Raw genomic sequence first — 17,975 nt, forward strand, 5'->3', positions numbered from 1 at the left:
ACGGAAGGCGGGTGCGGCAGGTGCGATCCATATGGAACGGCGCCATCTCCTTCGGCCTGGTCAGCATCCCGATCAAGCTGGTGAACGCGACCGAGAACCACTCCATCTCCTTCCGCCAGATCCACACGGAGGACGGCGGCCGTATCCGCTACCGCAAGGTCTGCGAACTGGAGGACCGTGAGGTCGCCCAGGCCGAGATCGGCAAGGCGTACGAGGACGCGGACGGCACGATGATCCCGATCACGGACGAGGATCTGGCGCAGCTGCCGATCCCGACGGCGAAGACGATCGAGATCGTGGCGTTCGTGCCGGCCGACCGGATCGACCCGCTCCAGATGGACGCGGCGTACTACCTCTCCGCGAACGGCGTCCCCGCGGCCAAGCCGTACACCCTGTTGCGCGAGGCGCTGAAGCGCAGCCAGAAGGTGGCCATCGCGAAGTACGCGCTACGAGGCCGGGAACGCCTCGGCATGCTGCGCGTGGTCGACGACGTGATCGCCATGCACGGCCTGCTCTGGCCGGACGAGATCCGCGTCCCCGAGGGCGTCGCCCCCGACGCGAACGTCACGGTCCGCGACAAGGAACTCGACCTCGCGGACGCCTTGATGGACACGCTGGGCGAGGTCGACCTCGCGGATCTCCACGACGACTACCGCGAGGCGGTCGAGGAGATGATCACCGCGAAGGCCTCCGGCGAACAGCCCGCGACCACCCCGTCCCCGGCCCCCGGCGCCAAGGTCCTGGACCTGATGGCGGCCCTGGAGAAAAGCGTCCGAGAGGCGAAGGAGTCCCGGGGCGAGGAACCGGAAGCCAAGAAACCAGCAACAAAGGCCGAGGTCAGACGCATCTCCCCGCGAGCGACCCCCAAGCAGGCCCCCGGCAAGAAGTCGACCTCCACGGCCACGAAGAAGACGACAACGGCGAAGAAGTCCCAGTCCGAGTCCCCGGCGAAGAAGCCGACCCGCACAACCAAAAAGACAACAGCGACGAAGTCCACCGCAACGGCGAAGAAACCCCCGGCAAAGAAGGCAACTCCCCGCAAGCGGACAGCTTGAGCCGCAGCTTCCTTGCGGGTTCTCGCGCAGCGCTATCCAACTCACCCGCATGGCAACGAAGTTGACCGCGACGACGAGAGCCTCCGGCGAAGAATGCGGCTCCCCGCGAGCGAGCAGCTTGGGCCGCGGCTTCCTCGCCGATCCCCGCCCAGGGGCACCCTGCCCACCACCACGACCGCCACCAAGCTCACCGCGACCACAAAGAAGGCCACCGCGACCGCCAAGAAGCCCCCGGCGAAGAAGGCGGCTCCCCGCGAGCGAGCAGCTTGGGCCTCGCCCGGCGCCGCAAGCGCACGGCCTGAGCCTCGCCCCGCGCCGCAAGCGCTCAGCGTGAGCTGCGCCCCCCCCCGCGAAAGAACAGCCTGAGCCGCAGCCCCCCCCCACGGCTCCTCACCGCCCAGCGTTACCCCCTGAGCCGTTCACCGCGCAGCGCTACCCCACCCGCCGCAACGCCAACACCGCGTTGTGCCCACCGAATCCGAACGAGTTGCTCAACGCGAGATCCCCGGTCCCGTCCTCGCCCCAAGGCAACTCCCGAGCCACCCCCATCACCACATCCAGCCCGATCGAGTCATCCAGCTCACCCGCGGCCCCCAACGTCGCCGGCACCACCCCGTGATGCAACGCAAGCACCGTAGCCACAGCCTCGACCCCGCCCGCAGCCCCCTGCAGATGCCCGAGGTGCCCCTTGATCGCCGTGACAGGAACGTTTCTGCGGCCGAACACCGCCCGCAATGCCCCCGCCTCGGCGAGATCCCCCTCCACCGTCGCCGTCGCATGCGCGTTCACATGGACGACGTCCGAGACATGCCCGCCCGCGTCCCGCACAGCCCGCCGCACGGCGAGTGCGACCCCGGCGCCGGACGGATCCGGAGCCGCCATGTGATGCGCGTCGGCGGACAGCCCCCACCCGGCCGCCTCGCAGTAGATCCGCGCTCCACGCGCGCGTGCGTGTTCCTCGGCCTCCAGGACGAGCACCCCCGCGCCCTCCCCGTTCACGAACCCGTCCCGGTCCGTGCCGAACGGCCGTGACGGCGACGAACCGTCCGCCAACCCCCGCGTGGACAACGCCCGCATCGCCGCGAACGACGCCATGATCGCCGGCGTCACGACCGCCTCGGCCCCGCCCGCGAGGGCGATGTCGACGCGGCCGTACCGTATGCGGTCGATGGCCGCCCCGATCGCCTCTGTGCCGGAGGCACACGCCGCGGTGACCGTGCGGGCCTCGCCGGTGATGTGCAGGTCGAGGGAGACCTGGGACGCGGCCTGCGACGGAACGGTCATGGGGGTGGTGAGCGGCGAGACGCCGCGCGGCCCCTTGTCCCGCAGCTTGCGGTCGCCGCCGACGAGCACGGACGCGTCTCCGAGGATCGCCCCGAGACTGACCCCGACCCGTTCGGGATCGAGCCCGCTCTCCCGCGTGCCGCCCGCCACGAACCCGGCGTCGTCCCACGCCTCCCGCGCGGCCAGCACCGCGAACTGCGCGGCCCGGTTCATCCGCCGCGCCGCCGCCCGCGGCAGCAGCTCCGCCGGATCGACGGGCACGGTCCCGGCCACCCGCACCGGCAGCTCCGCGAACTCCTCGCCCTCCAGTTCCCGTATCCCGTGCCGCCCGTCGAGCAGCCCCCGCCACAACTCGTCGACCCCGACCCCGAGCGGCGTCACGGCCCCCAGCCCGGTGACCACGACCCGCCGCGGCCCACTCGCGGCCGCGATCCGTTCCGGCCGCGGATGATGCCGTACGACGAACTCGCCACCGCCCCCCACACCGGCGCCCGGCGTTTCCGCACCGCCCCGTGCACCGGCCCCCGGCATCTCGGAGCCGGCCCCCGAACCACCCCACCCCCGAACCTCCGCATCGGTCAGAACGTCGTCCCCCGACCCCCCGTCCAGATCCCGGTGCCACACCCCCCACCGCCGCACGTACGACACCTCATCCGCCCCCGGATCCACCACCCGCAACGAACTCACCCGGTCGCCCTCCCGGAACTCGACGGACGCGAGGTCGTCGGAGACGAGTCGCGGCACCGCGCCGACGTCCAGTCGCCGGCACCCGCTGATCACCCGGCGGTCGCGGCCGAGCACCTCGTCGTGGTCCGTGCCGCCGAGCGGTGGGCGCAGGGTGACGCGGATCGTCTCGGGGGTCTCGGGGAGGGTGTGGGTGACGACGTACCAGCAGGCGCGTTCGGCGTCGGCCGGGGTCAGGGCGATCAGGTCGCCGGGGATGACCTCGGCCGCGGTCACCGGGTGGGGAGCGAAGGGGACTTGCGACGAATCGGATGAATTGGACATATCTCGCACACACTTCCTGGGGACTGAACGGACTTATGCCCTACGGCAAACCATCCCGAGTGAACTGGACCAAACCGGAAAAAGCCACGGTTGAAAGGTGAACCGGTTATGCCCCGGGAGCTCTCAAGGTCCGTTGAAATAGGGTGAGTTGTCCAGTTGATCACCGGGGTTATGTGTGGAACGTCACTTTCGTGGCCGTCGCAGCCGTCCCCGCGCTCACTTGTTCCCTGGATTTAACGTGAGGCCCTCTGGCAACTCCCTTTCTACGCGCGTAACTTGAGCCGACTCCCCACAGGCACCCGGTATCGGCAGCTACACGAAGTACGAGGAGACCGCCAGCGTGTCCAGACCTGAAGGGCGCAGACCCCGCGCCCGCCGCACCGCCCAAGCGATCGTCTCGGTGGGCGCGGCGGGAGCATTCGCCTTCACCGCCCTGCCCACCGCGTCCGCAACTCCCTCCGCCTCGGCGGTCATTGCCGAGGTGTACGGCGGCGGGGGCAACTCGGGAGCGACCCTGACCCGGGACTTCGTCGAACTCGGCAACGCCGGTTCGGCGGCCTACGACCTGTCGGGCTACAGCGTCCAGTACCTGCCCGGTACGCCTTCCTCCGGCTCCACTTGGCAGGTCACCGCCCTCACCGGCGCGATCGCCCCCGGCGCCCGCTACCTCGTCGGCGAGGGCACCGGCAGCGGTGGCACGACCGCGCTGCCGACCACCGACGCCACCGGCACGATCGCGATGAGCGCCACCTCCGGCACGATCGCCCTCGTCTCCGGCACCACCGCGCTGACCTGCAAGACCGCCGCGGACTGCGCGGCCGACCCGAGCATCGTCGACCTCACGGGCTACGGCACCGCGGTCGTCCGCGAGGGCAGCGGCCCGGCCACCGGCGCCTCCAACACGGCCGCGGTGGCCCGCGCCGACTCGCTCGCCGACACCGACGACAACGCGGCCGACTTCACGAGCGGTACCCCGTCACCGGTCAACTCGGCCGGCCAGACGCCCGGTTCGGGCGACGGCGGCGGTGACGGCGGTGACGGCGGCTCGCCGACCGACCCCGGCACCGTCCGCGTCCACGACATCCAGGGCACGACCCGCCTCTCGCCGTACGCCGGCCAGACGGTCACCCGCGTCCCGGGCATCGTCACCGGCGTCCGCAGCAGCGGCTCCCTCGGCTACTGGATCCAGGACCCGACGCCCGACACCGACCCGCGCACCAGCGAGGCCGTGTTCGTCTACACCGGTTCCGCCAAACCCACGGTGGCCGTGGGTGATTCGGTCCTGGTCACCGGCAAGGTCAGCGAGTACTACCCGAGCAGCACCAGCCAGTCGAACACCGAGATCGGCGGCCCGACCACCACGGTCCTCTCCAGCGGCAACGCGCTGCCCGACGCCGTCGCGCTGAACGCCACCTCGGTCCCCGACGCCTACATCCCGACCGCGTCCGGCGGCAGCATCGAGTCCCTCGCGCTCCAACCCACCGTCTACGCCCAGGACTTCTACGAGTCCCTGGAGGGCATGCGGGTCACCTTCGCCGACGCCCGCGTGGTCGGCGCGAGCGACGCGTACGGCGAGCTGTGGGTCACCGTGAAGCCGAACGAGAACGCCACCGCTCGCGGCGGCACCCTGTACTCGTCGTACGACCAGCCCAACACCGGCCGTATCGAGGTGATGTCGCTCGACACCACCTCAACCTTCCCCGCAGCCAACGTCGGTGACGAACTGTCAGGGGTCACGACCGGCCCCCTCGACTACTCCACCTACGGCGGCTACAACGTCCAGGCCACCCAGCTCGGCACCCTCGTCGACAAGGGCCTGAAGCAGGAAGTGACCCGCCGTCAGAAGGGGGACGAGCTGGCGGTCGCCACGTACAACGTGGAGAACCTGGACGCGCTCGACACCCAGGAGAAGTTCGACCGGCTCGCCGAGGGCGTCGCGGTCAACCTCAACTCGCCCGACATCGTGGCCCTGGAGGAGATCCAGGACGACAACGGCGCGACGAACGACGGCACGGTGACGGCCGAGGGCACCCTGAAGCGCTTCACCGACGCGGTCCGCGCGGCCGGCGGCCCTGCGTACAAGTGGCGTTACATCTCGCCGACCAACAACGCGGACGGCGGCGAGCCCGGCGGCAACATCCGCCAGGTCTTCCTCTTCAACCCCAAGCGGGTCTCCTTCACCGACCACCCCGGCGGCGACGCGACCACCGCCACGAGCGTGGTGAAGACCCGCAAGGGCGTCGAACTCACCTACTCTCCGGGCCGTATCGACCCGGCCAACGCGGCCTGGGAGGACAGCCGCAAGCCGCTGGTCGGCGAGTTCACCTTCCAGGGTGAGCAGGTCTTCGTGATCGCCAATCACTTCATCTCCAAGGGCGGCGACCAGCCGATCCACGGCCGCTACCAGCCCCCGGCCCGCAGCTCCGAGACCCAGCGCGCGGCCCAGGCGGCGGAGGTCAACACCTTCGTCAAGTCCCTGCTGGCGGCGGACAAGAACGCCAAGGCGGTCGTCCTCGGCGACCTGAACGACTACGAGTTCTCCCAGACGGTGACCACCCTGACGGCCGACAAGGTCCTCAAGCCCCTGATCACCACCCTCCCCGCCGCCGAGCGCTACACCTACGTCTACGACGGCAACTCCCAGACCCTGGACCACATCCTGACCAGCCCCGCGGTAACGTCCTTCAACTACGACGTCGTCCACATCAACGCGGAGTTCGCGGACCAGGCAAGCGACCACGACCCACAGATCGTCCGGATCGACGTGTCGAAGTGCCGTAGGCACTAGCACTGTTGAAGGGTGACGGGCCGGAACGGCGCAAGCCGTCCCGCCCGTCACCACGACCGGCCGCCTTCTGGCCCCGGGCACGGCAACCCCCCAAGGGGCGCGGGGCTGTGACATTTGCGGCTCCGCCGCGCGGGCGCGACCAGCCACAGCGGACCCGCACCCGCAAAACAACACAAGCCACTCAGACGCTAAGGCGCACACCCCGGTCCGCCACACTCCGCCCCGTCCCCATGACCAGCCCGACCCCCACCACCAGCCCCACCGCCGGCAGCACCGGGAACCGCCCGCCATACGCGAACCCATGCCCGGCGAACCAGATCAGCGCACTCACACTCGCCGCCATCCCACCCCACAACGCCCAAGGCAGACGCGGGAGTTCAAGCGGCAGATCACCCGGCCGCGTCCGCTCGTACACCACCGCAAGCCCCCGCTCCAACGGCCCCGCCGCCGCCACGACCCCCACCAGCACCACCCCGAGGACGGCAAGCCACGGCACCCGCAGCACCCACCAACTCCCCGACCCGTAGGCCGGTTCGGGCGCGAGCCCGGTGAGATAGAAGGCCGCTGCGACGATCAGCACCGGCAGCATGTGCCACAGGTAGAGCGTCATGCTGGCCCCGCCCAACGGCCGTACCAGCCCCCAGAGTTGCTCACGCGCCAACAGCCGCCGCAGCACAGGCGCGAGCAACAGCGCCAGCCCGACCTGCCCAACCGCCCAGGCCAGCATCGCGGCGGACGGAGGATTGGTGTTGCTGGGGCTCTGCCCGGTCACCAGGATCAGACTCACCGGGAAGGGCCCGAACGCGACCAGCGCCGCGAAGGCGGCGGCACCGCCCGCGGCCATGGAGACAGACAGGGCGGACCGTTCCCTGAGCAGCATGTCCCGCCAGCAGAAGCCCAGTTGATAGGCGACACCCCACACCAGCACGTAGTTGAGCAGCCCGACGAAGGGCGCGTGCACGGTGACCACCAGCGCGTCGGCGACCAGCGCGACCACCCCCATCACCACCGGCACCCGCAGCCCCCACCGCCGATGTGCCGCGTGCAGAACGGGAGTTGCCGCGCTGAGCAGCAGATACACCGGCAGGAACCAGAACTGCATCGCCATCGCCCACCCGACGAGCGCGAGGATGCCGGGGTCCACCCCGACCGCCGAGCAGACCGCGACGGCGACCAGCACCAGCCCGCTGTACACCCCGGCCGGCAGCAGCAGCCGTAGCGCCCGCTGACCCACCCAACCGGTCGCTGTACGGCCCTCGTTGCGGGCCCGCGCCCAGGAGCCGCCGGCCGCGTGCCCGCCGGCCAGGAAGAACAGCGGCATGATCTGGAAGCCCAGAGTGAGCCACTGGGTCCAGGGCACGGTGGCGAGCAACTCCGGTGCGCTGATCGCCCCGTCGGGGTCACGCACCAACCCGGTGATCAGCCAGTGCCCGAACACCACCAGCACGATCGCCCACGCCCGCAGGAAGTCGACGTAGCGATCCCGGTCCCCGCTGCCCCCGCTCAAGTCCCCCATGGGACGCCATGGTGCCGCCGGTGAGCGGCAGTTGTGGGGGAGTGGCGCCGTCCCGCAACCAATCCGTGCCCGTCACGACACCCGCGCCGGTTCCGCAAATCCCTTGACCCACCCTTGCCTTGACTCGCCCCTGCCAACGCTGCTTCCCTGAGCCCACACAGCGAATTGGTCTGCACCAATATCGCGCAGGGATTGAATCGATTCACCCCCCGTCCCCCGTGGAGGTCGCGCATGCGTACCCGATCGAGATCCCGTTCCCTCGCCCGTTCCCTGTCCCGCTCCCTTTTCTCCGCCACCCTGCTGACCGGAGCCCTCGCGGCCGCCGGCCTCACCGTGGCGGCGGCCCCCGCATCGGCGGCCTCCGCCCCGAACGCCTGGCCCGCCCACGTCTTCGCGCCGTACTTCGACGCGGGCTCGGGAAACGTTTCCCTCACCGACGTGGCCAACAACTACGGCACCAAGTTCTTCACCGCCGCGTTCGTCGACGGCCCCGGCTGTCAGTGGCAGGTGCCGGGCCAGTCCGCCCTCCAGTCGCAGATCGACGGCATCCGCGGCCTGGGCGGCGACGTCTCCGTCTCCTTCGGCGGCTACACCTCCGACACCGCGCTCACCGAGATCGGCGACTCCTGTTCCAGCCCGGAGGCGGCGGCAGCGCAGATCGAGAACGTCATCACCACCTTCAACCTCTCGCACGTCGACTTCGACATCGAGTCGGCCTCCCTCACCAACTCCTCCGGCATCGACCGCCGCGACAAGGCCCTTGCCCAGGTGCGCACTTGGGCCGCCAACAACGGCCGCGCACTGTCCATCTCCGTCACCCTCCCCGCCCTCCCCAGCGGCCTCTCCGGCGACGGCGTGAACGTGTTGAACAACGCCCGTTCCAACGGCTTCACCCCGGACGTCGTCAACCTGATGACCATGGACTACGGCTCCTCGGGCACCGACATGGGCAACGCGGCCAACACGTCCGTGGACGCGGCGGCCGGCCAGGTCGCGAGCGCCTTCGGCATCTCCACGTCCGCCGCGTACGCCAAGCTCGGCAACACCCCGATGATCGGCCAGAACGACAGCGCCGGCGAGGTCTTCACCCTCGACAACGCCCGGAGCGTAGAGGCCTTCGACGCCTCACGAGGGATCGCGCTCACGTCGTACTGGTCGCAGAACCGCGACAACGGCGGCTGCGCGGGCTCGACTTCGGCCCAGAGCACGTGCAGCGGCGTCAGCCAGAACTCCGGTGACTTCGCCCGGATCTTCCAGGCCTTCACCTCTGGCAGCAGCAGTGGTGGCGGGGGAACCGGCTCAACTGTGCCGTCCCTGCCCGGGACTTGGGCCCGGTGCGCGAGCGAGAACGGCACCTGCGCGGTCAGCGGGACGACGGCCGTCGCCTACGGAGCGAGCGGCAGGTTCAACTACGCGACGGAGACCGGCTCCACACCCTGCACCAACGCGGTCTTCGGCGACCCGATCTCCGGCACCGCCAAGTCCTGCTACGGCCAGAGCGCCCCGCCCGCCACCAACGTCTGGACATCCTGCGCCGCCGAGGGCGGCACCTGCGCCTTCTCCGGCGTGATGACGGTGGCCTACGGCGCGGGCAGTTCCTTCAACTACGCGACGCTGCCCGGCGGTACGGCCTGCTCCAACGCGGTGTTCGGCGACCCGGCCGCCAACACCGCCAAGTCCTGCTACCTGATCGGCGCACCCCCGTCCTTCGCCAGCTGGACCAACTGCGCGGCGGAAGACGGCACTTGCACCTTCTCCGGCACCCACGAGGTGGCGTACGGCGCGGCCGGACGGTACGTGTACCGGTCCGTCTCCGGATCCACCGGGTGCAGCAACGCGGTCTTCGGTGACCCGGTCTCGGGTACGGCGAAGTCCTGCTACGTGCAGTAACCCGTGAGCCGGCCTGGCTCCTTCGGGCCGGCGGATCGAACGTTTCAATCCGCCGGCCGCAAGGTTCCCCCTCTCCGCGTCGCCGCTCGAACGAGGAGAAGCAGCCTCATGAAACGCACGTTACGGAAGTTGCCCCCACCCAGGGTCGCCTCTAGCCGCCGGTGTCCTCCGGCTGGGAGAACAACGCCACGGTGGGCGTGGGCGGCGAGGTCCTGGTCGACGGCGTCAACGGCCGGTATTCCTACGGCAGTTACACGAGTGGCACCCCATGCACGAACACGGTCTACGGAGACCCGGTCTCCGGAACGAGCAAGCCCTGTTACGTCCAGTAACGCACTCCTCATGAGGAAGGCCGGACGATGTTCAGATCGAAGTTGAGAGGAAAGGCCGCGCACACCACCGGACGTAGGTGGAGGCCAAGGCCGAGACACCTGGTCTGGGTGGCGACCCTGGCCCCGATGGTCGCCCTGCTCTACGGCACCACGACCGCCCAGCCCGCACTGGCCGCCGCCCCCGGAGCCCCCTCCGGCTGGTCCACCGTTTTCACCGACGACTTCAACGGCTCGGCGGGATCGGCCCCTTCGTCGGCCAACTGGAAGTTCGACACCGGCCCGGGCTCCAGCTTCGGGACCGGTGAGATCGAGACGATGACCGACTCCACCGCCAACACCCACCTCGACGGCAACGGCAACCTGGACATCACCGCCCTGGGCTCTGGAAGTTCGTGGACCTCGGGCCGTATCCAGACCCCGACCGCGAACGTGGGCGCACCGGCCGGCGGCAAGCTGGAGGTCACCGCGTCCATCCAACAGCCAAGCCCCGCAAGCGGGTTGGGCTACTGGCCCGCGTTCTGGATGCTGGGTCCGGGCCAGTGGCCGGAGAACGGCGAGATCGACATCATGGAGGACGTCAACGCCCTCTCCGACGTGGCCGGCACGATCCACTGCGGCACCTCCCCGGGCGGCCCCTGCAACGAGGGCACCGGAATCAGCAGCGGCCTGCGCGCCTGCTCCGGCTGCCAGAGCGGTTTCCACACGTACGCGATGATCCTCGACCGCACCAACACGTCGGCGGAGACGATCACGTTCTACCTGGACGGCGGCGCCTACTACTCGGTCTCCGAGGCCCAAGTGGGCACCGCCACCTGGCAGGCGGCCTTCGACCACAACCAGTCGATCATCCTGGACCTGGCGATGGGCGGCACGTTCCCGAACGCGGCCTGCGGCTGCACAACGCCGTCCGGCGCGACGACATCGGGCGGCACCCTGAGCGTCGACTACGTAGCGGCGTACACCACAACGGGAAGCGCCACAGGCTCCACCACCCAAGCCCTGCCCGGCACTTGGCCCCAATGCGCCGCGGAGAACGGCACCTGCACACTCGACGGCACGTCGGCAGTGGCCTTCGGCGCGAACGGCCGCTTCGACTACACGACGGCGACCGGCTCAACCCCCTGCACCACGGCGGTCTTTGGCGACCCGTCCTCAGGAGTGGTGAAGTCCTGCTACGCCGAAGCGGCACCCCCGGCAACCAACATCTGGTCCCCGTGCGCGTCCGAGAACAACACCTGCTCGTTCTCCGGCGTGATGACGGTCGCGTACGGCGCCGCCGGTTCGTACCGCTACGCCACGCTGCCGGCCGGCACCCCGTGCACCAACGCGGTCTTCGGCGACCCGATCTCCGGCACGGCGAAGACGTGCTACGTCGTGTCGCCGCCCCCGACGTTCGCGACCTGGACGACATGCGCGGCGGAGAACGGAACCTGCTCCTTCGCCGGCACCCACGAGGTGGCGTACGGGGCGAACGGCCAGTACTTCTACGGCAGTTTCTCGGGTGGCACCCCCTGCACCAACACGGTGTTCGGTGACCCGGCATCAGGAACGGCGAAATATTGTTACTACCAGTAACAATGCGCAGGTGGGAGGCCCGCCGTTACTCACTTTCGGGTGACGCTCCCGGCGGGCCGGGGGTGGCGCACCCTGGCGAACGCGGAACCCGGACCAATGCCCGCAAGGCCCGTCGGCTCGCCGGGGCGTCAACCTGGTGCATCACGTACATAAATGGATGGTACAGGCGAGAGTCACGGAAACACGACTGACTCGTAACACGATTCACGTATCGCTCATATCTCGACCGCCTGGTGGAGAAGGTGTGGGTGTGCGGCCAACAGGCCGCCACCCGCACACCGCACAGCCCGGGATCCGGCCGTAGCCGTATCCGGGGAGGTGCCCGCACCATGCTGGGGGAACCCGTGACCTCTTCACCTTCCGTGTCCGTCCGCCGTCTGGCCGCAGCCGCTCTGGCTGCCGGCGCTCTCGTCGGCGCGGCGGCACTGCCGGCGACCGCTGCCGACCACCACGCGGCCCGGACGAACGTGGAGATCAGCCGCGTGCAGTACGACTCTCCGGGACCGGAGGACCGCTCCGCCCGTTCGCTGAACAACGAGTGGGTGGAGATCACCAACCACGACCGCCGCAGCGTCAACCTCGACGGCTGGAAGCTCTCGAACAAGGACGGCCAGACCTACACCTTCCACCACTACCGCCTGAACGGCCACGCCACCGTCCGCGTCCACACCGGTGTCGGCCGCGACACCGACCGCGACCTCTACCAGGACCGCCACAACTACACCTGGGACAACCACTCCGACACCGCCACCCTCCGCAACGACCACCGCCGCCTCGTCGACGACACGTCCTGGGGCAATCACGGGGGCGGCCACGGCGGTGGCGGTCACAACGGTGGCGGAGGCCACAACGGTGGCGGAGGCCACAACGGTGGCGGAGGCCACAACGGTGGTGGCGGCCACGAGGGTGGCGGCCACCACTGAACCACCCGCACCACGACGCCATGACGGCACGCCGCCATGACGCCCGAGCGGTGACGTGACATCTGCGGCGCGCTGTCCCATCCAGGGGCGGCGCGCCGCAGATGTCTGCGCCGGAGAGGCGCGAACACGGCGGCCTTGCCCACCCCTCCGCGAGGCACTGGGAGACATATGGCTCAAGTGCCAGGTCTGCCAGGGAGATCTGTTCCGCGAACGGGGCATCCTCCTCAACAGCACCGGCATGGACTTCATGAAACTGGCCTCGGCCGACGAGAACGCCACCGGCCTGATCTGCTGGCGCTGCGGCTACGTCCACCGGTTCGTGAACAAGGACATCAAGGACATCAAGTTGTATCGGGCGGACAAGTAGCGGATGTCGCGGAGCCAAGTGGGTTGGTCAGCCGGCCTGTTGGGGCCGACGGCCCGGGCAACAGGTCCGCAGACCGAGGCGGACGGAATTCGGACTGCGAGAAGCCCGGGGCTCAGCCGTACGGTTCTGGGTACTGCTCCAAGGCGGCTAACCGCACGAGTCGCAAATCCCCGTCGCGGGGAGCTGGACGAAGCAACTGCCGCAGACCCGTGGAGGCTTTTCGGCGCGCTCACGTCGGCGCTCGACGGCTGCCTGATGTCTGGGAGCGAGCGCGGGGACGCCACCGCCGGGCGGCAGGGTCGCTCCGAAGTGCCGATAGCAAGCGAGCCGGGCATCGGCGGCATGCCGCTCACGCTCCAACACGTCCTCCATCGGCGGTTCTCCAGCGACTTCCAGCACTTCCTTGTAGCCGTTGCCCACCATGCCGTCGTCGCTGTGAACCACCAGCGCGGTCAGCGGTGGATCGCCACGGCGATGCGCTTCACGGACCACTTTGCCGAGCGTGGAGCCGATCCAGTGATGCAAGCGAACCTTCGTACGGAATCCCGTCCCGCTCTGGATCTCCTGAGCCAACTCCTTGTAAGTGATGACAGCGTGGTAGCTGCGCGCCACGCCCACGAGGACGGAGTACGCCTCTGCGGCCCAGGCTTCGCGAATCTCCTGCGTTGTCGGCAAAACGCCGTTGGCCTCACGCTCAGGCTCGCTGTCCTTCATCCCCCACCTCGCCATGGACTGGGTCAATGATGCCCTGCCGCTGCGGTGCGATCAGTGACAAACGGCGGCATTCATCGACACCCGCCTGCACATATGCGAAGACCCCGTCCTCAGCTGACGCGCTGATGGCGGGGTCTTTGGGCACCAAATACAAGGTGCCCCCGGCAGGATTCGAACCTGCGCACACGGCTCCGGAGGCCGTCGGCTTCCCAGCTGTTTCGCAGGTCAGCGGCTTACTTGATGCCCTGTCAGGCCCGCCGTCCCGCGTATGTCCCGCGAGAATGAAATGGCCTATCCGCTCGTCTTGTCCGGATCGTTCCCTGTGGCGGCTGATCCATGCGTCATGACGTAGATCACGACTTCCTCGGACAAGCGAAAGGGTATTGGAGGCAGGGGCAATGCGTTCTCACGCTGCGAGTCGGAGCATGGCGGTTGCGTGCTGAGGTCGTGACCGGTAGGGATCGGCTGCGGCGGCGAAGCGGGCGATGGCCGTCGGGGACGTTGCCTCGCTGGGGACGGCGATCAGACACGGCGCGAGCAGGGAGCCCAGGCGGTAGCGGGATCGGGTATCCGGCCCAAGTCCTCAGCCAGGGAGCCGAGTTGCGGCAGTTGTGGATCCGGGGAGGCGCAGTCGATGTCCTCGCGGTGACGCCGCAGGACACCGATCAGAGGATGGCATGCGAATGCGACCCCTGTTCGTGATCAAAGGCTTCGACAACCTTGGTCATCAGGGGTCGCGTCTCTCGTTGCCGAACTGGGTGGACCACCCATGGTGGCGCGTACGCAGGCGATCAGCTCATCTTGTCGGCTGAGAACGCATCAGCCCTGGCCCGCTCGTGATCTTGTTACGAGCTCTACGGATCCAGACATCCGCGCGGTCCAACGGGCCTGGGACGCAGGCGGCGAGGATTTGCCATGACGGCCAGTCAGGGCGTCCAGAGCCAAGTTAACCTTCACGTGATAGCGAAGCCCTCATGACTACCGGAGTACCTGGTCTCACCGAGTTGTGGTCCCGCTTCGAGAACTGGCTGGCCGAGCATGCCCCCGGAGACTACGGGTCCTTGAGGCAGGGTTGTCCGGGTGGCGATATCAAGCGCCTGGAGGACGGCCTGGGCTTCTCTCTCCATGAGGATGTGCGTACAACCCTCGAACTGCACAACGGCGTCACCATGCGGAGGGCCAGTACGGAGCCGGGAGCCTTTCTCCTTGGCTACAGCCTCCTTGACGTCGATGGAATCCTGGAAGCTCACCGTGATCTCGTCTCGATGGTGGAAGACGCCCGCGAGGAGGGCGAGGAGGACCTGGTCGTCGGCCAGATCGCCGACAGCCAATGGGTTCCCCTCGCCCGAAATATTTCCGGCGATCTGCTGTTCGTCGACCACCGGCATCATCACTCGGGGGAAATCGGGGAGATGTCGTTCGGTGATTCCGAGTACCGCATGCTGTGGCCGCGCATGGATCTTATGCTCGTAGATCTGTGCGGCTCGGTGGAGACCGGCGCTCCGGTGACCTCCGTACCGCGAGTCCCCGTGCTCTACGGGGGGCGGATGCTTGAATGGCACATCCGCCCCCCACAGCAGGTCAGCTGAAGTCGCAGACCCCGCTGAGATCGCAGGACTCGTAACCGGATTGGACGTAGTGCGCGTCTCTGTCCAGCAGCCTCACATTCTTCGTGAACCGGCCCAACGCGCCGCCGGCCGCTGTGTTTTGGCTGGCTGTGATGGCGGCACGTCCGCAGACCTCGTTCCAGGTCGGGTAGGCGTAGTTGGGGTCGAGCTTGAGCGTGTAGGTGTCGTCGGCGTTTTGCACCGCGTACATCTGTGCACATGATTTGCCCGAGGCCAGCGTCATTCCGCCACTTTCACGTGACTTGGCGAACGGGTATTCGTCGCAGCTCGGCCCGATCGCGTCCGGGAACGGATTCCACTCTGCCACCGCGAGTTCGCACATCTTGTTCCGGTTGTCCGTCGCCTTCGTGTCGTCCGCGAGGCGATGAAGTGGCGAGTTGTACTTCTTGCTCCCCGGGTGGGAGGCCAGTTTCTCCATCAGGATCCAGTAATAGGCTGCGGCGGCCGGGTACTTGGCCCTGGTGAGCTGCAGGGTCGGCGTGGCACACCTGCCTGACCTTATGACATGTCCGCGCCCGATTTTAGTATTTCTTTGATTCCGATTTAATAGTTCTTTGACTTGTGGGCGAGTAGGGGGAGGCCAAACGCTGAGCCGTCGGCGCGCAGTGCCAGCTGATGTCCGCCAGGTCGAGGTGGGTGAGGGCGACGTCGCGGATGAGTTTGGAGAGCGGAAGCAGCGGGCGGCGGCGGGCCTGTTTCGCATCCACCGGACCGGAAAAGTGATGACTTAGGCGGCCGTCGCCTCCCTGGGCAGGCAGCGGTTGCGCGGGCGTGGGGTCTGAACGGCTGAGGCAGGGGCGCGGACTGTGCTGGTGGCCGTGGCGGCGCTTAGGGTGACGACGGCTCGCCTCGCTGCTCGGGGGTGGGTGGTGTGCCGGGAAGTCTGGTCGGCGACGTGTCAGTCCGCGCCCGAAAGGCCTGCTGTGCGCTCACGCTCCCGTGCGGTCGTCCGACTGCGGGGCAAGTCGACCGCCGGGGATGCTCCTCGTGTCCGGAGGGAACTCCTGAGAGCCTGGGCTCGGGCCCCCGGCGTCGTAGAAGCAAACCCCGGCAAGACCACCTGTACTGCCCCGGAGACCATCGCGCTGCGCAGGCCCCTGCAGCCGGTCCCCTATGCGCTTCCCCGCGCTTCACCCCGCAGCGTGCGCGTTCTCCGGGAGCTGGGCATGCAGCGCCTCATGGAACACATTGCTTCTTCCCGATTCGTCGCCTCGCAATGAGAGAAGAGTCCGGCCATGTGACTCCGAAACGGCCCCTCCGCCACACCTTCCCCCACGCCGCAGGAGGTGGTGATCCAAGAGGCCCTCACCTGCTTCGATGTCTATGCCCGTGTCCGTGCGGCGCGTGACAATGTCCTTGCCGCCTCCCGCGCCGAGCCACGGGGGGAAGAACGCGCCTTCAATGAACTGCGGCAGGCCATCACACGGCTCCGCGCCGCCTCCCAGTCCGGGTAACACCAGACGGCGTTCAGGCTGCCTGCCCCTTCAGTCGTCGCCGGCGTGTGGGCGGTGGTGTCGTGGAAAGTGACCCCGTCGAGGCCCATCAGACCGCGAGTACCAGCCGCTTCGGCAGTCGGTCTTCGTCCAGTTCAGTGTGCTGCCAGGGCACGGGCAAGCGGATCGGCGGATGGTCCGGACCCCGAGCCGCATGCAGGTACTGCGGCTGCGGTTGTGTTCCAGTAAGCGGCCCAGGGCCTGTCGGATGCGAGTTGCCGGTTCGTCGATACAGATACGTTCTGGGCGGCCGCGACTTGCCGTCGACCAGGTCACTCGCCGGTCTCGCTCCTGCCGGGCTCCAGGCTTCTTCTGGTCCGCTGTGTCGGCGCGATGAAGCCGCCTGCCCTCTGGGTGTGCCCAAGGGAGTCATGCTGACCCACTGATCTGTCGGCATATTGACCAGGGGGCAGCAACCTGTCGACCGGCCCGAAGAGGTGGTCTCGCGTACTGCCATTACTGCCGGCTCGGCCCGGAGCTCATCAAGGAAGCATCAAGTGGCTGGTCACAGGCCATACTTGACGAGTAGGGGCCAGCCGGTCCTGGGGTGGTTCGATGCGGGAAAGGTGGCGTCCGGTGAGCAGCGCGGGCAAGGGACTGGGGAAGGTCGAGGTGCGACTCAAGTGGGACCCGAGTCCCCTGGGGGAATCGCCTCGGCATCTCGACATCATCGCCGCGACCTACTCCGCGGACGACCTCTACGGGCGGCCGGTCTATGTCGTCCACTACGACAGCCGGTCACCCGACGGCACCATCAACATGTCCCGGCACAGCCAGACTGGGCTGGGCTTGGGCTACGTCGAGGTCATGAGTCTGGAGTTCGACCGGCTGGCATCCGCCTACGGCCGGGTCGTGGTGGGGGTGGCCATCCATCAGGACGGCGGGCGCCGGACCTTCGGCGACATGGCCAATGCCGGTGTGCTGGTCGTCGAGGGATACAGGGAACTGCTGGCAGACGACTTCGCCGGGGTCGTCGGCTCGACCGCCACGACGGTCGCGGAGTTCAGGAGGGACGGCTCCGGTGCCTGGGAGTTCCACGACATGATCCGGGGCTTCGACAGCGACCCGCCGGTCTTCACCTTGGAAATGGGCGCCGCCGAGGAGTGCGGACCGGACGACACTCCGGGCACGTGTCCGGCAGGGACGATGTGAGCCCGCGTGCGAGACGCGCGACCTTGTCGCTCGGTATGTGGTGGGCGCTGCTTGCCTTGGTCCTCTGGCTCCTGGGCAAGGCACTCGCACAGCCCGCCTCGCCGGGCCGGTGTGCGGCTTCGGCGGTCTTTCTCGTCGCTCTCGGGGAGGCCGGCGACTGGCTGCGTCGACGGTGGCGGGCCCATGGGGTCCGATGACCCGGTGTGGTCGCTCGGCCCGCCCTTCGCGGCGGAATCCGGGCCAGCCCAGG

At 68.5% G+C, this 17,975-nt stretch carries 13 protein-coding genes; 9 read left to right on the top strand and 4 right to left on the bottom strand.

The features are described from left to right. Positions 1-11 precede the first annotated feature (11 nt). The gene (locus ACGFY9_RS39405) at positions 12-1,055 is read left to right on the top strand and encodes a Ku protein (RefSeq protein WP_393762467.1); all 1,044 of its coding nucleotides are present in this window, start codon (positions 12-14) and stop codon (positions 1,053-1,055) included. 432 nt (positions 1,056-1,487) lie between these two features. On the opposite strand, the gene ACGFY9_RS39410 is transcribed toward ACGFY9_RS39405, so the two are convergent. Further along, positions 1,488-3,347: a beta-ketoacyl-[acyl-carrier-protein] synthase family protein gene (locus ACGFY9_RS39410; RefSeq protein WP_393762468.1), complete on the bottom strand. Its 1,860-nt coding sequence runs from the start codon at positions 3,345-3,347 to the stop codon at positions 1,488-1,490. A gap of 400 nt (positions 3,348-3,747) precedes the next feature. On the opposite strand from ACGFY9_RS39410, the gene ACGFY9_RS39415 reads away from it, so the two are divergent. Next, entirely contained in the window at positions 3,748-6,135 is a 2,388-nt protein-coding gene (locus tag ACGFY9_RS39415; protein WP_393762758.1) for an endonuclease/exonuclease/phosphatase family protein, read from the top strand. Between the two features lie 181 nt (positions 6,136-6,316). On the opposite strand, the gene ACGFY9_RS39420 is transcribed toward ACGFY9_RS39415, so the two are convergent. Continuing rightward, positions 6,317-7,651, bottom strand: coding sequence for an acyltransferase (locus ACGFY9_RS39420; RefSeq protein WP_393762469.1), 1,335 nt, complete (start codon positions 7,649-7,651; stop codon positions 6,317-6,319). Positions 7,652-7,882: 231 nt separating this feature from the next. On the opposite strand from ACGFY9_RS39420, the gene ACGFY9_RS39425 reads away from it, so the two are divergent. The 5 genes from ACGFY9_RS39425 (at position 7,883) to ACGFY9_RS39445 (ending at position 12,738) form a co-directional block, all read left to right on the top strand. Continuing rightward, entirely contained in the window at positions 7,883-9,541 is a 1,659-nt protein-coding gene (locus ACGFY9_RS39425; RefSeq protein ID WP_393762470.1) for a chitinase, read from the top strand. A gap of 161 nt (positions 9,542-9,702) precedes the next feature. Then, positions 9,703-9,873 (top strand): hypothetical protein, encoded by a 171-nt coding sequence (locus ACGFY9_RS39430; RefSeq protein WP_393762471.1) that lies wholly within the window; start codon positions 9,703-9,705, stop codon positions 9,871-9,873. 108 nt (positions 9,874-9,981) lie between these two features. Continuing rightward, positions 9,982-11,448 carry a glycoside hydrolase family 16 protein gene (locus tag ACGFY9_RS39435; RefSeq protein WP_393762472.1) on the top strand — a complete coding sequence of 489 codons (1,467 nt, stop codon included), beginning with the start codon at positions 9,982-9,984 and terminating at the stop codon, positions 11,446-11,448. Positions 11,449-11,777: 329 nt separating this feature from the next. Continuing rightward, positions 11,778-12,371, top strand: a complete 594-nt coding sequence (locus tag ACGFY9_RS39440) for a lamin tail domain-containing protein (protein WP_393762473.1) — start codon at positions 11,778-11,780, stop codon at positions 12,369-12,371. A 238-nt stretch (positions 12,372-12,609) separates the two neighbouring features. Next, positions 12,610-12,738, top strand: a complete 129-nt coding sequence (locus ACGFY9_RS39445) for a hypothetical protein (RefSeq protein ID WP_393762474.1) — start codon at positions 12,610-12,612, stop codon at positions 12,736-12,738. Between the two features lie 147 nt (positions 12,739-12,885). Here the strand turns inward: ACGFY9_RS39445 and ACGFY9_RS39450 are convergent, their stop codons facing one another. Continuing rightward, entirely contained in the window at positions 12,886-13,452 is a 567-nt protein-coding gene (locus tag ACGFY9_RS39450; RefSeq protein ID WP_393762475.1) for a hypothetical protein, read from the bottom strand. Positions 13,453-14,426: 974 nt separating this feature from the next. On the opposite strand from ACGFY9_RS39450, the gene ACGFY9_RS39455 reads away from it, so the two are divergent. After that, a complete protein-coding gene (locus ACGFY9_RS39455) occupies positions 14,427-15,041 on the top strand; it encodes an SMI1/KNR4 family protein (RefSeq protein ID WP_393762477.1) in 615 nt (204 codons plus the stop codon). Here ACGFY9_RS39455 and ACGFY9_RS39460 read toward each other — a convergent pair. After that, a complete protein-coding gene (locus ACGFY9_RS39460; protein ID WP_393762479.1) occupies positions 15,034-15,498 on the bottom strand; it encodes a hypothetical protein in 465 nt (154 codons plus the stop codon). The two genes, ACGFY9_RS39455 and ACGFY9_RS39460, sit on opposite strands and share 8 nt — an antisense overlap. A 1,651-nt stretch (positions 15,499-17,149) precedes the next feature. On the opposite strand from ACGFY9_RS39460, the gene ACGFY9_RS39465 reads away from it, so the two are divergent. Then, a complete protein-coding gene (locus ACGFY9_RS39465; RefSeq protein WP_393762481.1) occupies positions 17,150-17,725 on the top strand; it encodes a TerD family protein in 576 nt (191 codons plus the stop codon). Positions 17,726-17,975: the final 250 nt, after the last annotated feature.

It is taken from the genome of Streptomyces sp. NPDC048504 (assembly GCF_043200035.1).
Lineage (GTDB): Bacteria > Actinomycetota > Actinomycetes > Streptomycetales > Streptomycetaceae > Streptomyces.

Bases quoted from the DNA above. Each gene is read 5' to 3' on its own strand.
- ACGFY9_RS39460 (WP_393762479.1), bottom strand. From the start codon at position 15,498: ATGGAGAAACTGGCCTCCCACCCGGGGAGCAAGAAGTACAACTCGCCA.
- ACGFY9_RS39410 (WP_393762468.1), bottom strand. From the start codon at position 3,347: ATGTCCAATTCATCCGATTCGTCGCAAGTCCCCTTCGCTCCCCACCCG.
- ACGFY9_RS39420 (WP_393762469.1), bottom strand. From the start codon at position 7,651: ATGGGGGACTTGAGCGGGGGCAGCGGGGACCGGGATCGCTACGTCGAC.
- ACGFY9_RS39425 (WP_393762470.1), top strand. From the start codon at position 7,883: ATGCGTACCCGATCGAGATCCCGTTCCCTCGCCCGTTCCCTGTCCCGC.
- ACGFY9_RS39450 (WP_393762475.1), bottom strand. From the start codon at position 13,452: ATGAAGGACAGCGAGCCTGAGCGTGAGGCCAACGGCGTTTTGCCGACA.
- ACGFY9_RS39455 (WP_393762477.1), top strand. From the start codon at position 14,427: ATGACTACCGGAGTACCTGGTCTCACCGAGTTGTGGTCCCGCTTCGAG.
- ACGFY9_RS39445 (WP_393762474.1), top strand. From the start codon at position 12,610: ATGGACTTCATGAAACTGGCCTCGGCCGACGAGAACGCCACCGGCCTG.
- ACGFY9_RS39440 (WP_393762473.1), top strand. From the start codon at position 11,778: ATGCTGGGGGAACCCGTGACCTCTTCACCTTCCGTGTCCGTCCGCCGT.